This window comes from Bizionia hallyeonensis, from assembly GCF_042657385.1.
Classification (GTDB): Bacteria; Bacteroidota; Bacteroidia; order Flavobacteriales; family Flavobacteriaceae; genus Algorimicrobium; species Algorimicrobium hallyeonense.
Genome location: NZ_JBHSLA010000001.1, coordinates 721,643 through 742,613 on the forward strand (window position 1 = coordinate 721,643; position 20,971 = coordinate 742,613).

The 20,971-nt window shown below is 34.6% G+C and carries 17 protein-coding genes; 14 read left to right on the top strand and 3 right to left on the bottom strand.

What is annotated here, in order from left to right; translation table 11 throughout:
• The first annotated feature begins 31 nt into the window (after positions 1-31).
• The 5 genes from ACFPH8_RS03270 (at position 32) to ACFPH8_RS03290 (ending at position 5,424) form a co-directional block, all read left to right on the top strand.
• Positions 32-1,804, top strand: a complete 1,773-nt coding sequence (locus ACFPH8_RS03270; protein ID WP_376858445.1) for a BatD family protein — start codon at positions 32-34, stop codon at positions 1,802-1,804.
• Between the two features lie 86 nt (positions 1,805-1,890).
• Positions 1,891-2,589 (top strand): SH3 domain-containing protein, encoded by a 699-nt coding sequence (locus ACFPH8_RS03275; protein WP_376858446.1) that lies wholly within the window; start codon positions 1,891-1,893, stop codon positions 2,587-2,589.
• A 59-nt stretch (positions 2,590-2,648) separates the two neighbouring features.
• The gene (locus ACFPH8_RS03280; RefSeq protein ID WP_376858447.1) at positions 2,649-2,936 is read left to right on the top strand and encodes a hypothetical protein; all 288 of its coding nucleotides are present in this window, start codon (positions 2,649-2,651) and stop codon (positions 2,934-2,936) included.
• Between the two features lie 84 nt (positions 2,937-3,020).
• Positions 3,021-4,613 carry a SulP family inorganic anion transporter gene (locus ACFPH8_RS03285; RefSeq protein ID WP_376858448.1) on the top strand — a complete coding sequence of 531 codons (1,593 nt, stop codon included), beginning with the start codon at positions 3,021-3,023 and terminating at the stop codon, positions 4,611-4,613.
• A gap of 184 nt (positions 4,614-4,797) precedes the next feature.
• The gene (locus ACFPH8_RS03290) at positions 4,798-5,424 is read left to right on the top strand and encodes a carbonic anhydrase (protein WP_248397142.1); all 627 of its coding nucleotides are present in this window, start codon (positions 4,798-4,800) and stop codon (positions 5,422-5,424) included.
• Positions 5,425-5,493: 69 nt separating this feature from the next.
• On the opposite strand, the gene ACFPH8_RS03295 is transcribed toward ACFPH8_RS03290, so the two are convergent.
• Entirely contained in the window at positions 5,494-6,585 is a 1,092-nt protein-coding gene (locus ACFPH8_RS03295) for an HmuY family protein (RefSeq protein WP_376858449.1), read from the bottom strand.
• A gap of 14 nt (positions 6,586-6,599) precedes the next feature.
• Positions 6,600-8,738 (bottom strand): TonB-dependent receptor plug domain-containing protein, encoded by a 2,139-nt coding sequence (locus ACFPH8_RS03300; RefSeq protein WP_376858450.1) that lies wholly within the window; start codon positions 8,736-8,738, stop codon positions 6,600-6,602.
• A gap of 102 nt (positions 8,739-8,840) precedes the next feature.
• Between ACFPH8_RS03300 and ACFPH8_RS03305 the strand changes: the two genes are divergently transcribed.
• The 4 genes from ACFPH8_RS03305 to ACFPH8_RS03320 are packed head-to-tail and all read left to right on the top strand — an operon-like array spanning position 8,841 to position 13,994.
• Positions 8,841-9,746: a DUF6607 family protein gene (locus ACFPH8_RS03305; RefSeq protein WP_376858451.1), complete on the top strand. Its 906-nt coding sequence runs from the start codon at positions 8,841-8,843 to the stop codon at positions 9,744-9,746.
• 7 nt (positions 9,747-9,753) lie between these two features.
• The gene (locus tag ACFPH8_RS03310) at positions 9,754-11,229 is read left to right on the top strand and encodes an ankyrin repeat domain-containing protein (protein ID WP_376858452.1); all 1,476 of its coding nucleotides are present in this window, start codon (positions 9,754-9,756) and stop codon (positions 11,227-11,229) included.
• A 59-nt stretch (positions 11,230-11,288) separates the two neighbouring features.
• Positions 11,289-11,771 carry a DUF2271 domain-containing protein gene (locus tag ACFPH8_RS03315; RefSeq protein WP_376858453.1) on the top strand — a complete coding sequence of 161 codons (483 nt, stop codon included), beginning with the start codon at positions 11,289-11,291 and terminating at the stop codon, positions 11,769-11,771.
• Between the two features lie 33 nt (positions 11,772-11,804).
• Positions 11,805-13,994, top strand: a complete 2,190-nt coding sequence (locus ACFPH8_RS03320) for a PepSY domain-containing protein (protein WP_376858454.1) — start codon at positions 11,805-11,807, stop codon at positions 13,992-13,994.
• On the opposite strand, the gene ACFPH8_RS03325 is transcribed toward ACFPH8_RS03320, so the two are convergent.
• On the bottom strand, positions 13,991-14,527 hold the full coding sequence (locus ACFPH8_RS03325) for a CvpA family protein (RefSeq protein WP_376858455.1): 537 nt from the start codon (positions 14,525-14,527) through the stop codon (positions 13,991-13,993). The genes ACFPH8_RS03320 and ACFPH8_RS03325 overlap by 4 nt on opposite strands.
• A 103-nt stretch (positions 14,528-14,630) precedes the next feature.
• Here ACFPH8_RS03325 and ACFPH8_RS03330 point away from each other — a divergent pair, with 103 nt between their 5' ends.
• The 5 genes from ACFPH8_RS03330 to ACFPH8_RS03350 all read left to right on the top strand — a co-directional run bounded on the left by ACFPH8_RS03330 (position 14,631) and on the right by ACFPH8_RS03350 (position 20,969).
• The gene (locus ACFPH8_RS03330) at positions 14,631-14,987 is read left to right on the top strand and encodes a hypothetical protein (RefSeq protein WP_066247341.1); all 357 of its coding nucleotides are present in this window, start codon (positions 14,631-14,633) and stop codon (positions 14,985-14,987) included.
• Between the two features lie 35 nt (positions 14,988-15,022).
• The gene (pheS, locus tag ACFPH8_RS03335; protein ID WP_248397158.1) at positions 15,023-16,042 is read left to right on the top strand and encodes a phenylalanine--tRNA ligase subunit alpha; all 1,020 of its coding nucleotides are present in this window, start codon (positions 15,023-15,025) and stop codon (positions 16,040-16,042) included.
• 128 nt (positions 16,043-16,170) lie between these two features.
• The gene (locus ACFPH8_RS03340; RefSeq protein WP_376858456.1) at positions 16,171-16,668 is read left to right on the top strand and encodes a GbsR/MarR family transcriptional regulator; all 498 of its coding nucleotides are present in this window, start codon (positions 16,171-16,173) and stop codon (positions 16,666-16,668) included.
• 13 nt (positions 16,669-16,681) lie between these two features.
• Entirely contained in the window at positions 16,682-17,806 is a 1,125-nt protein-coding gene (locus ACFPH8_RS03345) for an efflux RND transporter periplasmic adaptor subunit (RefSeq protein ID WP_376858457.1), read from the top strand.
• Positions 17,807-17,825: 19 nt separating this feature from the next.
• The gene (locus tag ACFPH8_RS03350) at positions 17,826-20,969 is read left to right on the top strand and encodes an efflux RND transporter permease subunit (RefSeq protein ID WP_376858458.1); all 3,144 of its coding nucleotides are present in this window, start codon (positions 17,826-17,828) and stop codon (positions 20,967-20,969) included.
• Positions 20,970-20,971 lie beyond the last annotated feature (2 nt).

The following is a 20,971-nucleotide window of genomic DNA, read 5'->3' on the forward strand; positions in this document are numbered from 1 at the left end:
CAAAATAATTAGAAGCGGATAGAACGATATCATGAAACTTATAAAACACATTACAGTTATTTTACTAGTGCTATCAAGTACGTTGGCTAGTGCTCAAATAACCTTTGAATCTAAAGTCAGCAAAAAACGACTTGGAATTAATGAGCGATTACGCGTTGATTTCGAAATGAATAAAGATGGTGATAATTTTAATCCACCAGACTTTACTAATTTCACGGTTGTTGGTGGTCCAAACCAAGCCGTAAGTTATGCGTATGCTAATGGAAAACGAACCTATTCTAAAACCTACAGTTATTTTTTAGCACCAAAACGTCAAGGAACGTTTACAATTAATCAGGCTGTGATAGAAATTGACGGTGAAACTTATAAAACTACGCCCATTTCTGTTGTCGTTACAGGTGCTGTTGAAACACCTAAAGATGGCAATAATGCCGATTATATTGCTTCCGAAAACATTCATCTGGTTGCCGAAATTTCAGATGATAAACCGTTTCTAAATGAAGCGATAACCGTTGTGTATAAATTATACGTTTCACCAGATACAGGTGTTAGTAATTGGCGCGAAATTGACAATCCTAAATACAGTGATTTTTGGAGTCAGAACATAGATATCCGACAACTAAAAGTGCAAAATGGGACCTATAAAGGGGAAGATTATCGCTATGTGGTATTGCGCAAAACGGTATTATATCCACAAAAAACAGGTGAATTAGAAATTGAACCATTAAGTTTAGATATTACGGTTGAGGTTCCAACAAACCGACGCGATATTTTTGGTGGTCGTCTCATGCAACAAGCGCACAAAACAGTGTCAGCAGGTAAACGAACTATTAACGTGAAACCACTTCCAGAACAAGGAAAACCAACAGATTTTACAGGTGCTGTGGGCGATTTTAACTTTAAAGTCACCACATCTAAATCGTCATTAAATGCGACGGAATCTTTACAAGCTACAGTAGAAGTATCAGGTTCTGGGAATTTGAAATTATTTCAATTGCCTAAATTAAATTTGCCAAGCTCATTGGAAGTTTATGAGCCTGAGCATGCGGAAGATGTACGAACCAATTTAAACGGCATGCAAGGACGTATTTCAGATAGTTATACGGTTGTACCGCAATTTAAAGGAAAATATCCAATTCCGAATATCTCTTTTTCTTATTTCGATTTAAAAACAGAATCCTATAAAACCATTAATTCCAACGAGATAGTTATTGATGTGTTGCAAGGTCCAACAAGCCAAACAGGTAATCAAGATATTACTGCAGTTGGCGGTGATAAGCAGCGTGTGGTATTAAATAGTAATCAGTTTGCATTTATAAAAACGAGCACGAATTTTACAAGTACCAAACCTGATCACTTTTTTAAATCTGCCGGGTTTTGGGCAGCGCTTTTAATGCCCTTTTTAGCAATACCTATGGTTATTGTGTTCAAGAAAAATAAGGATAAACGAGATGCTGATGTATTTGGAAATAAAATTCGTAAAGCAGATAAGCTAGCCAAGAAATACTTAAGCGAGGCCAAAAAAGCGCTCGGTCAAAAAGAAGCATTTTATGTGGCATTAGAAAAAGCCTTACACAACTATTTAAAGGCAACCGTTCATATTGAAACAAGCGATTTAAGTAAGGATAAGATTCAAGAGTTGTTGCATAAAGGCAGTGTAAGCCAAGAAACTATTACTGGTTTTGTGGCCATTTTAAAAAACTGCGAATTGGCGCGTTACACACCAATTACACAGGTGGAAATGGAACAAGATTATGAGCGTGCAGCGCAAACAATTTCAAAAATTGATAAAGAATTAAAATAGATATGTTACAGATAATGCAACTTCATAAAACATATTTTCTCACGCTATTAATAGCTTTAATTAGTTTGTGTTCCCTTGGTCAAAACATGCAATTGTTTGAGCAAGCCAACACCTTATATAACGATGCTAAATACGAAGAAGCTATAAGCAAATACCAACAAATTTTGGATACAGATATGCATTCAGCAGAGCTGTATTTTAATCTAGCCAATGCACATTATAAACTCAACCATATTGCGCCAAGTATTTTTTATTATGAAAAAGCCTTGCAATTAGCACCTAATGATGCTGAAATTAATCAAAATATAGCGTTTGCAAAAAACATGACCTTAGATGCTATTGATGTGGTTCCAGAAGTTGGCGTTTCCAAAGTTATTAATCAGGTTTCAAACGCTGTAAGTTTTGATGCTTGGGCCATTTTGGCCATCTGCTTTGTGTTTTTAGCTGTATTTTCTTTTATTAATTATTATTTGGCAAAAGGAACCAAAACAAAGCGTTTTTCGTTTACAGTAGGATTTATTGGACTGTTTTTAATGTTAGGATCAGTCGTATCAGCTTTCAATAAGTACGATTTAGATAAAAACAACAATCCAGCCATTGTATTTGCTCAAGAAAGTCAAATAAAAAGTGAACCTAACTTAAGAAGCACGGAAGCTTTTGTACTCCATGAAGGAACTAAAGTACAGGTTTTAGATACCGTAGAAAATTGGAAGAAAATTAAATTGACGGATGGCAAAACTGGATGGATTCCGGCTACAGATATTAAATTATTAAAGAAATTTTAAATCTAATTTAACGTTAATAAAATATTGAAAATAATATATTTGCCATCCAATATCATTACATGAGTAAAAAAACTATTGCAATTTTATTTTCTATTTTATTTGTGGCGTTCATTTCAGCGCCATCAATAATTGTTGCAGTAGATGAAAATGTAGATTTATCTATATTCTATAGCATTACGGAAGAAGAAAATGAAAGTTTTAAATTCCCGCTCTCTAATAGTGATTTTAATGAACTAGAGAATTTATACGCTACAAATGCTCAAGATTATTTGGGGTATTATTTCAAGAATTATTCAAAACCCCATTTAAATCTCATTTCACCTCCACCCGATTACAACATCATATAATTTCGTGATTGGCTAATTAATTAGCCTCGTTTTTTATTAACTCTTCTAGTCTGAAACGGATTAGAAGCGCAATTATTTATATGTATGTTTAAAAATATTAAAAGCGACTTACCAGCGAGTATTGTCGTGTTTTTTGTTGCCTTACCTTTATGTTTAGGTATAGCTCTTGCCAGCGGAGCGCCCTTGTTTTCGGGATTAATAGCTGGTATTATTGGAGGAATTGTTGTTGGTGGTTTAAGCGGCTCTAAAATAGGTGTAAGTGGGCCTGCAGCGGGTTTAGCGGCCATTGTTTTAACTGCTATTGGAACTCTTGGCGGTTATGAAAACTTTTTAGTAGCCGTTGTTTTAGGTGGTGCTATTCAGTTAGTATTTGGAGTTTTAAAAGCGGGTATTATTGGGTACTATTTCCCATCTTCCGTAATTAAAGGTATGCTAACTGGGATTGGAATTATCATTATTTTAAAGCAAATACCTAACTTTTTTGGTTATGATGAAGCATCAGCTTGGGATTTAGAGTTTTTTGAAATTGATGGTGGAAATACCTTTTCTGAACTTTTTGCGGTGTTAAGTAACATTCACCCTGGAGCGGCTTTAATAGGAATAGTTAGTTTGTTATTACTTGTATTTTGGGAGAAAATATTAAGCAAAAAATCAAAGCTTTTTGAACTGATACAAGGACCATTTGTTGTGGTGGTTTTAGGAATTATTTTTTATACACTTTTTCAAGATCATGACTTTCTTTCCATTGGAAATAAACACATGGTTAGTGTTCCAATTCCGGAAAATGCTACCGATTTTTTAAATCAATTTAGCTTCCCAAATTTTTCAGTAATTACCAATGTGGATGTGTGGGTAACGGCCTTTACTATTGCCTTGGTGGCAAGTTTAGAAACGTTGTTATGTGTGGAAGCTTCGGATAAAATTGATCCAAATAAAAACGTGACACCAACCAATAGAGAACTATTGGCACAAGGGACAGGAAATATGATTTCGGGGTTAATTGGTGGTTTGCCAATAACACAGGTAATCGTTAGAAGTTCGGCTAATATTCAGTCGGGTGGAAAAAGCAAATTATCAACTATTTTACATGGCTTTTTATTGTTAATTTCAGTGGTATTAATTCCTAAATTACTCAATATGATTCCCCTATCTGTTTTAGCCGCCATTCTTTTGCTTGTTGGTTATAAGCTGGCTAAACCAACCTTATTTAAAGATATGTATAATTTAGGTTGGAAACAATGGGTACCCTTTATTGTTACGGTTGTGGGTATTGTGTTTACGGATTTGTTGTTTGGCATTGGATTAGGATTAATGGTTGGTGTTGTAGTTATTCTCTTAAAAAGTTACCAAAATTCGCACTTTCTTCATATTGAAGATAAGAGCAATGGAAAACATAAAATCAAAATGACACTTGCTGAAGAAGTAACCTTCTTTAATAAAGGAGCTATTCTTAAAGAATTGGAGAGTTTGCCAAGAGACACGTATTTAGAACTAGACCTTATTAATACAAGGTATTTAGATCATGATATCATTGAGATTTTAGAAGATTTTCTGTATAAAGCGGAAGAACGAAATATTAGTATAAAGCTTTTATCTAAACGTGGTATTGTTGAAAATCCATCTAGTTTTATTTCATTTTTCAATGAAAATCAGAAATCAAAAATAAGCTTAAGTTAATTCAAATAAACCTTAAAAAATTAAAACCGTTTAAACATTGGCCCGTTACGATATTTAAAAAAATGTGACGAGAACGTATTGAAAGCATTGCAAAATAAATGCGTCGTCCTTATAATTTTTAATACTTTTAGCGTGTGAAAACAATGTCTTAAACAAAATTGTATACTATTAAATATTAAAATTTATGAATTTAAAAACAGTTTTCGAAAACAATAAGTCCTGGATTCAGGGCAAACTAGATGTTAGCTCAGATTATTTTAAAGATTTAAGTGATGGGCAAAATCCAGAACTTTTATATATAGGATGTTCTGACAGTCGTGTTACGGCTGAAGAATTAATGGGTGCAGCTCCTGGAGAAGTTTTTGTACACAGAAATATTGCTAATATGGTAATTAGTATAGACCTTAATGTCATGTCTGTAGTAAACTATGCCATTGACCATCTTAAAGTTAAGCATGTTATTGTTTGTGGTCATTATGCTTGCGGTGGTGTAAAAGCCGCAATGCAGTCTGCAGATTTAGGGATTTTAAATCCATGGTTGCGTAATATTCGCGATGTATATAGAATTCACAGAGTGGAACTAAATGCTATTGAATGTGAAGACAAGCGTTATGATAGATTGGTTGAACTTAATGTGCAGGAACAGTGTGTCAACTTAATTAAAACAGCTGCTGTGCAAAAAGCGGTTCGTGATAGAGGGTTAGAAGTTCATGGTTGGGTTTTTGATATCCACACCGGAAAATTAATTGATTTAAAAATTGACCTTGAAAAATATCTTGATGATATTCAAGAGATTTATCATTTGGATTAAATAAAAAAAAGCTGCTTCAATTGAAGCGGCTTTCTTTTTTGGATAATCATGCTGAAAGATGATGGTATATTATTGTAATAGGCTATAAACAAATTCAGGATGGCCACGTTCTCCATCAGCATTTGTTAATGCTAAAAATTTCAATTTGTATAAATTACCTTCTGTATCATTAATTATGTAAAAAACATTTTCTTTTAAGGAAGGTAGAGTTCCTGGTCCTCCACCATTTCTCCAGCTACTTCCAATAGAACGTTGATCGTTACTAAAGTTTGTGTCTACAACATTGGCTAGTGTAAAGTTATCATAACTTAATTCGGTTTCCACATCGGTATCAATCATATAAGCCGTGGCATCTGCTTTACTATTATTTACTACAAAATCCGTGTAACCGTAAGCACCATATCCTGTAATTTCATTGGTAAACACGGTAAAGTTTAAATCCCATTCCGTTTTTGCAGGCTCCACGCTAACTTCAGATTCTGTATCAAAACTAAAAAATGTAAAATTATAATTTGTGTCTTTAGAAATAGTTACGGTATTATGTGTTGTAGCATCTAAATCAGCATATTGTAAAATGTAATCATTTCCGCTTTTAGTAATACGAATTTTTTTCCAACCTCGGGGATTGCCTGAAACTTCTACGCTACCATTGGCTGGCGTTTCGGTGCTTACTTCATAACCTAAATTAACCAAATATACATGGTTTGAAATAGCATCATCAGAAATAGCCTTAATTACAGTCCCGTCAATATTACCAAAAGGTGCATCTATAAAACCAGCACTAACATCTTCAAAAGTACCTACGGCCACTTGCGGTTGTAAGGTTTGAACTTCGATGGATGATGCATTCACGGCATCAATATCTGAAGCAGAAAGTTCGGCAGCTGCCATATAAATAGAACCATTAATGGCCACTCTAAAATCGGAACCTGAATAAAAACCTAAATCCCAAGTATCTCGTTGTACAGATGTTGTTGTGTTTGTGCTTAAATCAATATAAATTTGATTAGGCTCGTTTGGGCCTCCAATTTGAGGTGCAATTGAAGCACCCTCAATAACAACGTTAATAGGTCCTGATGGTGTGTTATCGTCGTCACTACTACAACTAAAAGTAGTAAATAAAGCGACTGTAAATAGTGCAGATAAAAATTTGTTAATCATAATATATATAGTGTTTAAAGGTTTAATTTATATAATAGTTTTAAATAAAATGAACGTCCGTAACCCAAGGTTAAATTGGAAGTGTTTCCACCATGAGAACCGCCATCTGAAGCAGAATTACGAATATCAACAGATGTAATATCTAGTAAGTTTCTTGCGCCAAGTGTTACTTGAAATGTGTTTTTGAAAAATTCTTTTTTAATGGATGCATCCAGCCAACTATAGCCATCAACAGTTTGTTGTGTAAAAATGTTATTTCCTTCATTATCTACGTCACCATTGGCGGCAAAATCTTTTTGTTCGCCATTATACTTATATAGCATGGTAAAGTAAGTGTCCCATTTTTTGGCATAATAGGTAGCACTTGAATTAATTTGGTAGGAAAACAAAAAATCATCGTTGGCATTAACTTCATCATCTAAAACCCGCGAAATTCCTTGCAATGTCGCTCCTAAATTAAAAGTCCAATTATCCGCTTTTATACTGTTATTAAGGGTTGCACCCATTAACTTATAGCTATTAATGTTTATATATTGGTATTGCAATGGCGTTGTATTTACAATAACCAAATCAATCTTATCTTGTAATGATATGTAGTTTATTTTGAATTCATTAACCAAAGATAAATCGTTAAACCAGCTACGCTTTTTCACATTAAAAAAGGCGGTATAACCGTTTTCGGGTTTTAGGTTTTCATTCCCACGGACATCATGATTAGAATCTACAAAGTAATAATACAGTTCTTCAAAGCTTGGTGTTCTATAGGAGCTTCCTAATTCGGCACGTAGTTCAAAACCGTGTTCAAACAGGTAACGCGCACTTAAAGACCCTAGTAATTTAGATTTGAAAAGGGAGTTATGGTCGTACCGCATACCAGGTCTAACGGAAAATTTTTTGCTAAAACGGTATTCTCCAGAAGCATAACCTGCCAAACTAGTTACCGATTGTAGTTTATCCATTTGGGTTTCATTTCCCGAGGCCTGGGTATCAAAACCTTCAATATAACGTAATTCGTAGCCTAATTGAAAGTTGAATTTATCTGTTTTAATTAAGTTATTTACGGCACCATTGGAGAAAAGAACTTTCGTAGATTGGTAGGTTTCATCTATTTCATTATCTTTTGTTTCCGTAAGAATATAATACGTAAAATCATTTAAATTTCGTTCTTGCTGTTGGTACGAAAAGGATGCTTTATAATTAATACCCGATTGTAATTGGCCAGATACATTTAAATTATTTACAAACCGATTCGTTTTGTAAACCCGATCGTTGGTTGTGGGGTTAATGGTTTGTGAAGCAACATCAGGATTGGTTCTAACGGAACGATTGTAAAAGTTTAATTCTTCATTAAAATAATCAAATCGGTAGTTCAAGTTAAAGGCTTCAGACTGATAGTTAATTAAAGCATTGCTGTTTATTTGTGTTTTTGGTAGCCATTCATACCCGCGTAAATTATCCGTTCCGTAGTAATCTTTCCCTTGCCTTTCTCCAAAATAACCAGCAAATTGATTACGGTTAAAACCCACTCTAGCAAACCATTTATCATTAATATTGTGAGATACATTTACCAGTTGTATATGGCGGCCTTCATCAAACCAAGCGTACTCATTACCTACGGTCTCTTCTTGAATTCCTGTTTGTATTTCCCATTTCCCATCAATGGCTTTTTTGGTAATAATATTAATAACTCCAGAAACAGCATTGGCGCCATATTCTACACCCATAGCACCTTCTACAATTTCTATGCGCTCAATATCATCTAAATTTATTTGGGTTAAATCAATATTATTTCCAACGCCATTATCACTAACTAAAGGAATATTATCAATTAGAATGGTGAAATACTGCTGATCTAATCCAAAAAACGAAATATTAGATTTCCCGGTTTGGGCGCTGGGAAGGATGGTTAAATTTAAATTGAAGTTTAATAAATCGGCTATGTTATTAGCTGCCTGACTTTCAATTTGCTGCCTCGTGATTACGGTTACATTATGAACCGATTTTTTTATGGACTGCGGATTATATTGGCCAGTAATAACCACCTCACTTAATTGTTCTGTTTTAGTAGAATCTGTTTCTATTTCTTGTGAATAAATAAATGGACTCAAAAAAAGCAGAAAAAAAAGTGAAAAGTTATTTTTATTTAGACTCATTCTTTATAGATTTGCTGCAAATATAAAATCTTATTTTAATTCAATCTAAATAAGAATAAAAAATTTTGAATTAAGTCCAAATAAAAAAATAAAACTCTAAAAATGAAACAAGTAGCTTTAACCACACTTTTATTAGTAGCATTATCTACACAAATTCATGCACAATCCAAACTACAACAGGATCAAAAAGCCATCAAAAACATGTGTGGTTGTTATGAAGTGAACTTTAATTTTGCGGAAACTTTTGAATATTCTGGTGATTTAACTTACATGCCATCGGCAACAAAACATGATAAAGGAATAGAGTGGGTAGAGCTGGTTCAAGATGATGCCGATAAAATTGTCATGCAGCATTTATTAATTGTTGGATCTAAAGAGCGTCCATATATTGTAAAGCATTGGCGACAAGATTGGGAGTTTGAAAACACCAATTTATATGTTTATGACCATGATAACAAGTGGAACTTTGTAACACTTCCAAAAGAAGACGTGGCTGGTCAATGGACTCAGCGCGTTTTTCAAGTTGATGATAGTCCGCGTTATGAAGGATCTGCCACTTGGGTTCATGTCGATGGAAAAAGTTATTGGGAAAATACCACAACAGCACCTTTAGCAAGACGAGAATATACAACACGTAGTGATTATAATGTAATGAATAGAACCAACAGACATGAAATTGTTGCCAACGGTTGGATTCATGATCAGGATAACGATAAGGTTATTCGTGAAACAGGAAAGGAAGACGTGATTTTGGCTCAAGAAAAAGGACATAATACCTACGTGAAAATTGACGATAGCGAATGTAAAGCGGCCCAAGACTATTGGGCAAAGAACAAAGAGAAATGGGTAATTGTTAGGGCTAAATGGGATGCTGTTTTTGCACGAAACACAGATTTAATGTTGGAAGAAAAAGTAGATAACAAAACCATGTTTAAATATTTATTGGATGATGAGAACTATAAAACTTCGGAAACTATCAACCCAATTATTGATGCATTTGTAAAATAAGAATACTATGAAAATTAAATCTATAATATCCGCCTTAATCCTAGTTTTAAGCCTTCAAAGCTATGCTCAAGATAATGTGTTTTTAAATCGCGATTTTTGGAGCAACAAACCATCTGTGGAAGATGTAGATGTCCAAATTAAAGCAGGACATGATATAACGCAAGCTAATAGCAATAATTTTGACGCCGTTGTATATGCTATTTTGCAAGATGCACCCAACGAAACCATTCAATACATTCAATCCTATAATGGAAATGACGTCAATAAATTAACCCATGACGGACGAACCTATATTTTTTGGGCCGCTTACAAAGGTAATACCGAAATCATGCAATACCTTTTAAAGAAAGGTGCCAAAACGGATATAACGGATGATAAAGGAAATACTATTTTAAATTTTGCAGCTGGTTCAGGACAAACCAATACCAAAGTATATGATATGTGTTTGGCACATGGTGCCAATTTAAAATCGGACCTTACACCGTCAGGAGCCAATGCACTACTACTAGCAGCACCTTTTGATACGGATTTTAAACTCATCAATTATTTTACATCTAAAGGCCTCGATATTCAAAGTGTGGACTCCAATGGGAATGGCGTTTTTAATTATGTTGCGAAAACTGGTAACAAGGAATTATTAAATCAATTAGTAGAAAAAGGTGTTAAAGGAAATAACCAAGCCTTTATTTTTGCTGCCCAAGGAACCCGGAGCCACACCAATGATTTAGACTTTTACACCTATTTAGAAGAAGTAGGATTAAACCCCAATACGTCTTCAAAAGAAGGCGAAACACCTTTGCATATTTTAGCGGCTCGTAGTAAAGATCTAGACTTGATACGCTATTTTATAAAAAAAGGAGTTGATGTAAATCAAGCGGATGCTGATGGTAATACAGCCTTCTTAAACGCAGCTTACCGAAATAATTTAGAAGTCATTACCATTCTTAACAAACAGGTAAAAGATATTAATGCGGTGAACAAGAAAGGTGAATCTGCATTAGCCTTGGCTCTTAAAAACAATACCTTTCAGGTGGTTGATTTCCTAATAGAAAACAAAGCAGAAGTTTCGGTTATTGATGCCAATGGAAACAATATTATAGCGTATGTTATGGAATTCTTTACTGTTAATAATCAAAAGGAGTTTGAACAAAAAATAGCCTTAATTAAAGCTAATGGAATAGATATTACCAAACCTCAAAAAAATGGAAATACCTTATTTCATTTAGCCGTTTTACAAAATAACTTGGACTTAGTAAAATGGGTAAACACCTATCCTGTTAATGTAAATACAAAAAATAGTGAAGGTAATACAGCTCTGCATTTGGCTGCTATGCGTGCTAAAAATTCAGACATATTAAAATATTTAGTTTCAATAGGCGCTAAAACGGATGCGGTAACAGAATTTGATGAAACCGCTTTCGATTTGGCATCTGAAAATGAGATTCTAAAATCCAGTAAAAGCAATTTAGATTTTTTGAAGTAGTTAATTGAAAACCTGTTAGTCTTTCATCAACCTAGCAGGTTTTAGTAAAATTAGAAACCATGAAAATAAAACATATAATACTTGTTAGTTTTTTAACCTTTGAATTATTATCCTTTACAACCATTGCAGATTCTACCAAATACAAATGTATGATTCAAATGACGAATTATACAGGTGAAGCTGCGTATGTAGTTATTTCCTTGATAAATCCAGATGGCGAATACGAAAAAACCCTATACGTACAAGGAGATGACAGCGAATGGTATCATGATATAACGGACTGGTGGAAATTCTACGGAAAAAAACGTAGCAATATAGATGCCATTACTGGAGCAACTATTGCTGGAGGCGCCAGAACTATTAGTGTTATAGATATTGAAGATTCTAAAATTGATGCTGGTTATAGCATCCGTTTTGAAACAGCCGTTGAGGATCAGGAATATTACACCAAAGATGTGGAATTTCCATTGACTTCTGAAACAGTAAAAAGCAAGAAAGAAGGCAGCGGATTTATTCGTTATGTTCGGATGATGCCAAATTAATTTTTTTGAACTTATAATTAATACGTTTGGTTTATGACCATTTCAATTTGGAGATACAGTCACCTTGCCTTGGCCGTGTCTTCTTTTGTTTTTATTCTTTTAGCCTCCATAACAGGAATTATTTTGGCGTTTCAGCCTATTTCTGAACAAATTCAACCTTTTAAATCGGCTGATTTTGAAACCATAACGGTAGCCGAAACTATTTCCACATTAAAGCAAACCTATCCGGAAATTATAGATGTTCAAATCGATGCTAATGATTTTGTTTTAGCTTCTGTAATTACCCATGAAGGCGACAGTAAAACTGGTTATATCAATCCGAAAAACGCTGAATTTCTTGGCGATAAAATAGATGTTTCACCATTTTTTCAATGGGTTACTAACTTCCATAGATCCTTATTTTTAAAAAGCACAGGACGCTTTTTTGTTGGTTTTTGTTCGTTCCTTTTATTTTTAATTGCGGTTTCGGGTTCTATTCTAATTGTAAAAAGACAACGTAGTTTTAAAAAGTTCTTTTCAAAAATTATCAATGAGAACTTTAATCAATATTGGCATATTGTTTTAGGACGTTTGTCTTTAATTCCCATAATTATTATCACCATTACAGGTGTGTATTTGTCTTTAGAGAAATTTGATTTACTACCAACTTCCAATACCACACACAATATTGATTTTGATGCTATTTCAGCTACACCAGAATTACCGGTTGAAGATTTCGATGTGTTTAAAAACACACAGCTCTCTGAAGTTCGCGCCATAGAATTTCCGTTTTCTGATGATGTGGAAGATTATTACACCCTAGCATTAACTAATCAAGAAGTAGTAATTAATCAATTTACAGGTGAAATTTTAAGTGAAATTAAGTATCCGCTTGTTACTTTTTATTCCGAGTTAAGCCTGAATTTACATACGGGAAAAGGCAGTATTTTATGGTCTGTTATTTTAGCGCTTGCTACAGCAAACATCCTGTTTTTCATTTATTCAGGATTTGCTATGACAGTAAAACGCCGAAAATCTAAACTAAAAAATAAGTATAAAAAGGATGCATGCGAGTTTGTTATTCTAGTAGGATCAGAAAACGGAAGTACCTTACCGTTTGCGAATGTTTTACATGAGCAACTTTTAGAAGCTGGTAAAAAATCTTACATTACAGAATTGAATAATTATACAACTTTTAATAAGGCAGAACATCTAATTATTCTAACCGCAACCTATGGTCAAGGAGATCCACCAACCAATGCTACTAAATTTTTAGAGCTTTTAAAAACAACCCAACAGCCACGTACCTTACAATATTCCGTCGTTGGTTTTGGTTCCTATGCCTATGCTGATTTTTGCAAATTTGCCTTGGATGTAGATAAAGCTATGCAAACCGAATTCAAGCAATTTTTACCTGTTTTTACTATTAATGATAAATCGGTTGATGCTTTTAAACAATGGACAAATTCGTGGACGGAAAAAATACATGTTCCTGTTCAAATTGTTGAAGAAAATTTAGTTGCTAAACCAAAATTAACCAATTCACTGATGGTTGTTCACAAAACAGACGTAGCGGATAATCCAGATCAAACATTTATACTGACACTGAAAGCCAAACAAGCCAAACGGTTTGTTTCTGGCGATTTGCTGGCCGTTTATCCAGCTAATGATTATCGGGAACGTCTATATTCTATTGGGAAAGTAGATGGACATATTCAACTAAGTGTCAAATTTTACGACAATGGATTAGGTTCTAATTTTCTAAACGGTTTTAGTTTGGGCAGCACCTTTAAAGCACGCATTATTAATAATGCGGCTTTTCATTTTCCTAAAAAAGCACCACATGTCGTGATGATTGCTAATGGAACTGGTATTGCTCCATTTTTAGGAATGTTAAATGCAAACACCAAACTAAAAACAGTGCATTTGTATTTCGGATTACGGACAAACGAATCTTACAAATTATACAAATCGCAAATAGAAGGCTATTTAAAAACTCAAAAATTAGCCCGTTTGGAATTGGCATTATCGCGAGAAACCAATAATTATGTTCAAAATTTACTTTTAAGGGACTCTGAATTTATGGCAGCTACGCTAAAAAACAAAGGTGTTTTAATGTTATGTGGCTCATTGGCCATGCAAAACGATGTACTTAAAACCTTGGAGCTTATTTGTGAAAAACACCAATTAGAAGGGCTGCATATCTATCAACAAAACGGACAAATTCAATCGGATTGCTATTAGATTTCAGGGAAATATGAAGCAGTATCGGTTTCTTCCACTTCTTGATTTTCAGCTGATTTTATTACAAATGGAAAAATCATGGGAGCAATGGATTTTATAGGCTTGTAAAGTATAGCGTTTTCCGTATTTTCGTCATCTACAAAAGTAATCGTGGTATTCATAGCATCAAAAATATTGAGTAACACACTTAAAATTAATGCCATTTTTACCACACCAAAAAGCGCACCTAATAACTTATTTAAAATTCCTAAAGCAGCAAAATCCGCTAGTTTAGTCAAGGCTTTTCCTGCCAAAGCAATAACTAAAACAATCACAATAAAGGTGATGGCAAATGCAGCTACATTAATGGTTTTTTCATCCCAATCCACATAATCCATAAGTAATTCTGCTGCGTAAAAACTAAAGTGAATGGCACCATAAATTCCAGCAATTAAAGCGACTAGTGAGGCAATTTCAACAAAGAAACCTTTTAGAAACCCACGCACAAGTCCTAAACCTAAAAATGCCACTAAAATGATATCAATTACGGTCATATTACATTAGAATTTCGTCAAATATAAGTTAACTTTGCCAAAATAAAACTGAATATGAAATTGAAGTTCGACTTCAAATTCATTTTCAACTTCAATTTAAAACATGTCTAGAGACGAACAATTAAAAGAACGATGGGAACAAGTAGTGCAAAAATTGTCTGCACAATTTGCTGATGGTGATAAACTGGATTTAGATGCTATAATTTATTTAATTGGTGTGCAAGAGCTAGGTCAGTTGGATAGAAAATTTAAAAAAGATCATAAATTAGATTTGATGCATATTGCTATTTGTCGCCTTTTGGAACCTTATGGTTATTATGAATTTGATTATTATGATGATGACAAATGGCCACATTATAAGGTGAAAGAACAATTGCCAGCCTTAAAAGCAGGTGAACAAAGTGTACTGATGAAAGAAGCTATTGTAAGTTATTTTATTGAAGTGGAGTATATAAAATAAGAATTATTAAATTTGCACTCATTTTCAATGAAATCATGATAGATAAGATAAAAGAATTAATTGCCGAAGCAGAAGCATTTCAAGCAAAATCTAAAGAGGAAGTCGAAGCATTTCGAATTAAATTTTTAGGAAAAAAAGGCGTGCTTAATGATTATTTTAAGGAGTTTAAAAACGTAGCTAACGATCAGAAAAAGGAGTTTGGTCAGGTTATTAATGCGCTTAAAAAAACAGCAGAAGATAAAGTAGCAGCACTTAAGGAGGATCTGGAAAACAATGAGGAGTCGGCCGGTTCGTTTGATGACTTATCTCGTCCAGGCGATCCAATTGAAATTGGTGCAAGACACCCTATTTCATTAGTAAAAAACCAGATTATTGATATTTTTTCACGTATTGGTTTTAATGTTAGTGAAGGTCCAGAAATTGAAGATGATTGGCATAACTTTACCGCGTTAAATTTGCCAGAATACCATCCAGCACGAGATATGCAGGATACCTTTTTTATACAAACAGATCCAGATATTTTATTGCGTACACATACCAGTTCGGTACAAGTGCGTTATATGGAAAACAATAAACCACCTATTCGGACAATTTCTCCAGGTCGTGTGTATAGAAATGAAGCAATTTCATCGCGATCGCATTGTTTTTTCCACCAAGTTGAAGGTTTATATATTGATAAAGACGTGAGTTTTTCCGATTTAAAACAAACCCTTCAATATTTTACAACTGAAATGTTTGGAAAAAGTAAAATTCGTTTACGTCCATCCTACTTTCCGTTTACAGAACCGAGTGCTGAAGTAGATGTGTATTGGGGATTGGAAACCGAAACCGATTACCGTATTACTAAAGGAACCGGCTGGTTGGAAATTATGGGTTGCGGTATGGTAGATCCTAATGTATTGGAAAACTGTGGTATAGACTCTAAAGAGTATTCCGGTTTTGCATTTGGTATGGGAATCGATCGTATTGCTATGCTATTACACCAGATTGGTGATATCCGTTTATTAAGTGAAAACGATGTACGTTTTTTAGAGCAATTTAAATCTGCTTTATAAATAACTTTTCAAAATATACTGTTCTAAGGCCGATGATTTCATCGGCTTTTTTATTTAACAATTTTTTAACTTCGGTTAGTTCGGTTATTTCCGAACTAACCGTAATTTTGCATTCTTATTATATTAAAATGGAGAAAGAATTAATCGTTAAGAAAAACCAGTTAGTTGAAAAACTAGGCGTTCACTTTGAACATAGTGAGCAATTAGCACCTGTTGCTGCGCGTATTTTAGCTTTTATAATACTTACAGGAAAGGTAGGCGCCACTTTTGAGGATTTGGTATCCAATCTTTGTGCTAGTAAAAGTACCATTTCAACCCATTTAAACCATTTGCAGGACACTCATAAAATTTCCTATTTCACAAAAATGGGTGATCGGAAAAAGTATTTCACTGTTAATGCAGATACTTTAATGCAAAGTATTGATGAAATGATAGGCAAATGGGAATTAGAAAAAGAACTCCATGAGGAAATGACGGCTTATAAATTAGAAATAAACAGTTTAGAAAGCACGCCGCGCGAACTTAAATTCGATTTAACCTACCACGAAAATTACATTAATTATTTAAATCTAGCTATGGCATCTATGTTGGGACTAAAATCCAAAGTAGCTGCAATGAAATCTTAAACATAACCGAAAAATGAAAAAAAACACTTTTAAAATCCTGATGCCTTGTGCAATTGTTTTTGCACTAATTAGTTGTGGAAACAAAGAAGAAACGCAACAACAAGCTCAAGGTCCAGCACCATTTCAAGTTACCGAAATTCCGCAGCAAACCGTAGTTGGTTATAATACGTATCCAACGAGTATTGAAGGTGTGAATAACAGTGAAGTACGTGCAAAAATTTCAGGTTATATTACAGATGTGTTAGTAGACGAAGGTCAGCAAGTAAAGAAAGGTCAAACCTTGTTTAAGTTAGAAACTCAAGCCTTGAGCCAAGATGCAGCAGCAGCAAAAGCCAACGTAAACGCCGCTCAAGTTGAGGTGGATAAGCTAAAACCTTTAGTAGAAAAAAATATTATTAGCAATGTACAGTTGGAAACGGCGAAAGCCAAATTACAGCAAGCAAAAAGTTCTTATAATAGTATAGGTGCTAATATTGATTATGCCAATATAAAAAGTCCTGTTGATGGTTATGTAGGAGCCATTAGATTACGAAAAGGAACTTTAGTTAGCCCTACTAGTCAAGAGCCTTTAACAACGGTTTCAGATATTAGTGAAGTATATGCGTATTTTTCTTTGAATGAAAGAGAATATCTAAATTTTATTCAAAAAGCAGAAGGCGCAGATGTTGCTGCTAAAATTAATAATCTACCAAAAGTAACATTAATTTTAGCCAACGGAAGTACTTACGAAAAGGAAGGTGTTATAGAAACCATTAACTCTCAAGTGAATTCAAAAACAGGTTCTATTTCGTTTCGTGCGGTTTTTGATAATGATTCTCGTTTATTAACTAATGGTAATAGTGGAAAAATAAGACTTCCAAGAACTTATAAAGATGTGGTTGTAGTTCCTAAAGAATCTACTTATGAGCAACAAGGAAGTTATTATGTTTATAAGCTAGGTGAAGATGATATGGCTGTTTCCACGCAAATTACTGTTTTGGCAGATGTAGAAAATATTTATGTCGTTTCTGAAGGCCTTCAAAAAGGTGATAAAATTGTGGCAAAAGGCGTTTCAAAATTAAGAGGTGATACCAAAATTAAACCTATGGAAGTTCCTTTTGATAGCATTGCAAAACCTATTGACAAAGTATTCAGATAATCAATCAAGATAAAAAATCATGTTAAAAACTTTTATAGAAAGACCTGTACTTTCAACGGTTATCTCCATTATCATTGTGATTTTGGGTGTCCTTGGTCTTACCGCATTACCAATTACCCAATATCCTGATATTGCACCACCAACTATTTCGGTAAACGCCAGTTATCCTGGAGCGAATGCTGAAACTATTTTGGAAAGTGTTGTTATTCCTATAGAGGAACAAATTAACGGCGTTGAAGGGATGACGTACATTACATCCAACGCTTCCAATACAGGAACGGCTTCCATTACCGTTTATTTTGATCAGGATGTAGATCCAGATATTGCAGCGGTAAACGTACAAAACCGTGTTGCTCGTGCCACCTCACAACTGCCACAAGCCGTAATTCAAACAGGTGTAACCACGTCAAAACAACAAACGAGTGCTTTGATGTTTATGTCGTTTTACAGTGAAAATTCAGATTACGATGATACTTTTATACAGAATTATTTAAAAATTAATGTCATCCCTGAATTACAAAGGGTAAATGGTGTTGGTGATGTTAACGTTTTTGGTTCTAAAGATTACGCCATGCGTATTTGGTTACAACCTGAAAAAATGGCAGCTTATGGTTTAATTCCAACAGATGTTACAGCGGCATTGCGTGAGCAAAGTTTAGAAGCTGCTGCCGGATCTTTCGGTGAAAATGATGGTGAAGCCTTTAGTTATGTTATTAAATATGGTGGCCGTTTTAAAACGGAAGCGCAGTATAGTGACATTATTATTAAAGCGCTTGGTAACGGACAATTTCTAAAATTATCTGATGTTGCCGATATTGAATTAGGAGCACAATCCTATTCCGGTAGTTCCATTACCAAAGGAAAACCCGCAGTAAACATGGGTATTTTCCAAACTAAAGGTTCTAATGCGCGCGACATTATTATTGAGATTGAAGCAAAATTGGAAGATATAAAAGCCGATTTACCTAAAGGTGTTGAAATATTTGTGCCTTATAATACCAATAACTTCTTGAATGCATCCATTGAAAAAGTAGTTATCACGTTGGCGGAAGCATTCCTATTAGTTTTTATCGTAGTATTTATTTTCTTACAAGATTTTAGATCTACTTTAATTCCGGCAATTGCCGTTCCCGTATCTATTATTGGTACCTTTTTCTTTTTGAATCTCTTTGGATATTCCATTAATCTTCTAACCCTATTTGCCTTGGTTTTAGCCATTGGTATTGTAGTGGATGATGCTATTGTGGTAGTAGAAGCGGTGCATGCGAAGATTGATGAAGGTGAACACGACCCTAAAAAAGCGACCAAAGATGCCATGCATGATATTTCTGGCGCCATTATTTCTATTACTTTGGTTATGTCCGCCGTATTTATTCCTGTAACATTTATTCAAGGTCCAACAGGGGTTTTCTATGAACAATTTGGTGTAACGCTTATTGTGGCTATTATAATTTCTGCCGTAAACGCCTTAACCTTAAGTCCAGCATTATGTGCGTTATTTTTAAAAGGTCATGATGAAAAACAGTCCAAAAAGAAGAAAAATCTTATGGGCCGCTTCTTTGATGGTTTCAACAGAGGCTTTGATGCTACCATTACAAAATATGGAAAATCGGTTCACTTTCTATACCGAAACAAATGGATTACAGTTGTTGTATTAGTAATATCAGTTGGTGCCATTTGGTGGTCGTCTTCTGTATTAAAAACAGGATTTGTACCGGATGAAGATAGAGGTATTATGTTTGTAAACGTGGAACTTCCTGCGGGATCATCTATTGATAGAACGCACCAAGTAAACGTAGATTTATATAAAAAACTTGAACAAATTCCAGGTGTTAAAGGTGGATCTCTTATTGAAGGTCGAAGCTTTTTAGGTGGTGCTGGTAGTAACTTTGGACTTGGGTTTATCCGTTTAGATGACTGGGAAGACCGTGAAGCCGATTCACTTTCTGTTGCGAGTATTACAGGAAAAATGTTTGCCGCAGCCGCACAAATACCAGAAGCTAATATTATCTTCTTTTTGCCGCCAAGTATTCCAGGTTTTGGTAACTCGGCTGGTGTGGAAGTGAATTTATTAGACCGCTCAGGCGGTAGTTTTACCGATTTAGATCAAGTTACCCAAGAATACGCGGCTAAACTTTCTCAACGTCCGGAAATTCAATATGCACAGTCGTCCTTTAATACGAAGTATCCACAGTATGAAATAGAACTAAATGCGGAATTAGCTAAAGAGTTGGGCGTTCCAATTAGCGATATTTTCTCAACCCTTCAAGGTTATATTGGAAGTATCTTTGCTGCCGATTTCTCGCGATTTGGTAAACAATACCGTGTGTATGTACAAGCTTTACCTGAAGATCGTGCTCAAGAAAGTGATTTAGGCAAACTCTATGTTCGCACAGGTGCTGGTGAAATGACACCGATTACTACGTTTGTTAATTTGAAAAAAGTATATGGTCCGCAGTCTGTAACACGTTTCAACTTATTTAATTCCGTAACCTTAAACGCGGCCATAAGTCCTGGTTTTAGTTCTGGTGATGCTATTAAAGCTATTGAAGAAGTGTCTCAAACCTTACCAAGTAATTATACCATTGCATATTCAGGGTTAACCCGTGAGGAAGTTAGCGCAGGAAACCAAACGACGACTATTTTTATCTTGTCTCTTGTTTTTGTTTATTTCTTATTAGCAGCACAATATGAGAGTTACTTAATACCATTCTCGGTTTTATTATCCCTGCCATTAGGTGTATTTGGTGCGTATTTTGTCACGCAGCTTACAGGTTTACAAAATAACGTGTATTTCCAAATTGCACTTATTATGTTATTGGGTCTGTTAGCTAAAAACGCCATATTAATTGTGGAGTTTGCCTTGCAGCGGCGTCGAAATGGCGAGTCGCTCTTGGATGCAGCCATAAATGGAGCAGAAGCGCGTTTACGTCCTATTTTAATGACGTCATTTGCCTTTATACTTGGTTTAACGCCATTAGTTATTGCAAGTGGTGTAGGTGCAGCAGGTAACCGTTCAATTGGTACAGGAGCTGTTGGCGGTTTATTGATAGGAACCATTTTAGGTGTTTTTGTCATTCCAATTTTGTTCATCTTTTTCCAATGGTTACAAGAAAAAATATCTGGAGCACCAGTAGTTGTAAATAAAGAAATTAAAGAATAATA

What these genes read in the sequence shown, in the direction of transcription:
- ACFPH8_RS03270 (WP_376858445.1), top strand. Translation starts at nt 32, where the DNA reads ATGAAACTTATAAAACACATTACAGTTATTTTACTAGTGCTATCAAGT.
- ACFPH8_RS03275 (WP_376858446.1), top strand. Translation starts at nt 1,891, where the DNA reads ATGCAATTGTTTGAGCAAGCCAACACCTTATATAACGATGCTAAATAC.
- ACFPH8_RS03280 (WP_376858447.1), top strand. Translation starts at nt 2,649, where the DNA reads ATGAGTAAAAAAACTATTGCAATTTTATTTTCTATTTTATTTGTGGCG.
- ACFPH8_RS03285 (WP_376858448.1), top strand. Translation starts at nt 3,021, where the DNA reads ATGTTTAAAAATATTAAAAGCGACTTACCAGCGAGTATTGTCGTGTTT.
- ACFPH8_RS03290 (WP_248397142.1), top strand. Translation starts at nt 4,798, where the DNA reads ATGAATTTAAAAACAGTTTTCGAAAACAATAAGTCCTGGATTCAGGGC.
- ACFPH8_RS03295 (WP_376858449.1), bottom strand. Translation starts at nt 6,585, where the DNA reads ATGATTAACAAATTTTTATCTGCACTATTTACAGTCGCTTTATTTACT.
- ACFPH8_RS03300 (WP_376858450.1), bottom strand. Translation starts at nt 8,738, where the DNA reads ATGAGTCTAAATAAAAATAACTTTTCACTTTTTTTTCTGCTTTTTTTG.
- ACFPH8_RS03305 (WP_376858451.1), top strand. Translation starts at nt 8,841, where the DNA reads ATGAAACAAGTAGCTTTAACCACACTTTTATTAGTAGCATTATCTACA.
- ACFPH8_RS03310 (WP_376858452.1), top strand. Translation starts at nt 9,754, where the DNA reads ATGAAAATTAAATCTATAATATCCGCCTTAATCCTAGTTTTAAGCCTT.
- ACFPH8_RS03315 (WP_376858453.1), top strand. Translation starts at nt 11,289, where the DNA reads ATGAAAATAAAACATATAATACTTGTTAGTTTTTTAACCTTTGAATTA.
- ACFPH8_RS03320 (WP_376858454.1), top strand. Translation starts at nt 11,805, where the DNA reads ATGACCATTTCAATTTGGAGATACAGTCACCTTGCCTTGGCCGTGTCT.
- ACFPH8_RS03325 (WP_376858455.1), bottom strand. Translation starts at nt 14,527, where the DNA reads ATGACCGTAATTGATATCATTTTAGTGGCATTTTTAGGTTTAGGACTT.
- ACFPH8_RS03330 (WP_066247341.1), top strand. Translation starts at nt 14,631, where the DNA reads ATGTCTAGAGACGAACAATTAAAAGAACGATGGGAACAAGTAGTGCAA.
- pheS (WP_248397158.1), top strand. Translation starts at nt 15,023, where the DNA reads ATGATAGATAAGATAAAAGAATTAATTGCCGAAGCAGAAGCATTTCAA.
- ACFPH8_RS03340 (WP_376858456.1), top strand. Translation starts at nt 16,171, where the DNA reads ATGGAGAAAGAATTAATCGTTAAGAAAAACCAGTTAGTTGAAAAACTA.
- ACFPH8_RS03345 (WP_376858457.1), top strand. Translation starts at nt 16,682, where the DNA reads ATGAAAAAAAACACTTTTAAAATCCTGATGCCTTGTGCAATTGTTTTT.
- ACFPH8_RS03350 (WP_376858458.1), top strand. Translation starts at nt 17,826, where the DNA reads ATGTTAAAAACTTTTATAGAAAGACCTGTACTTTCAACGGTTATCTCC.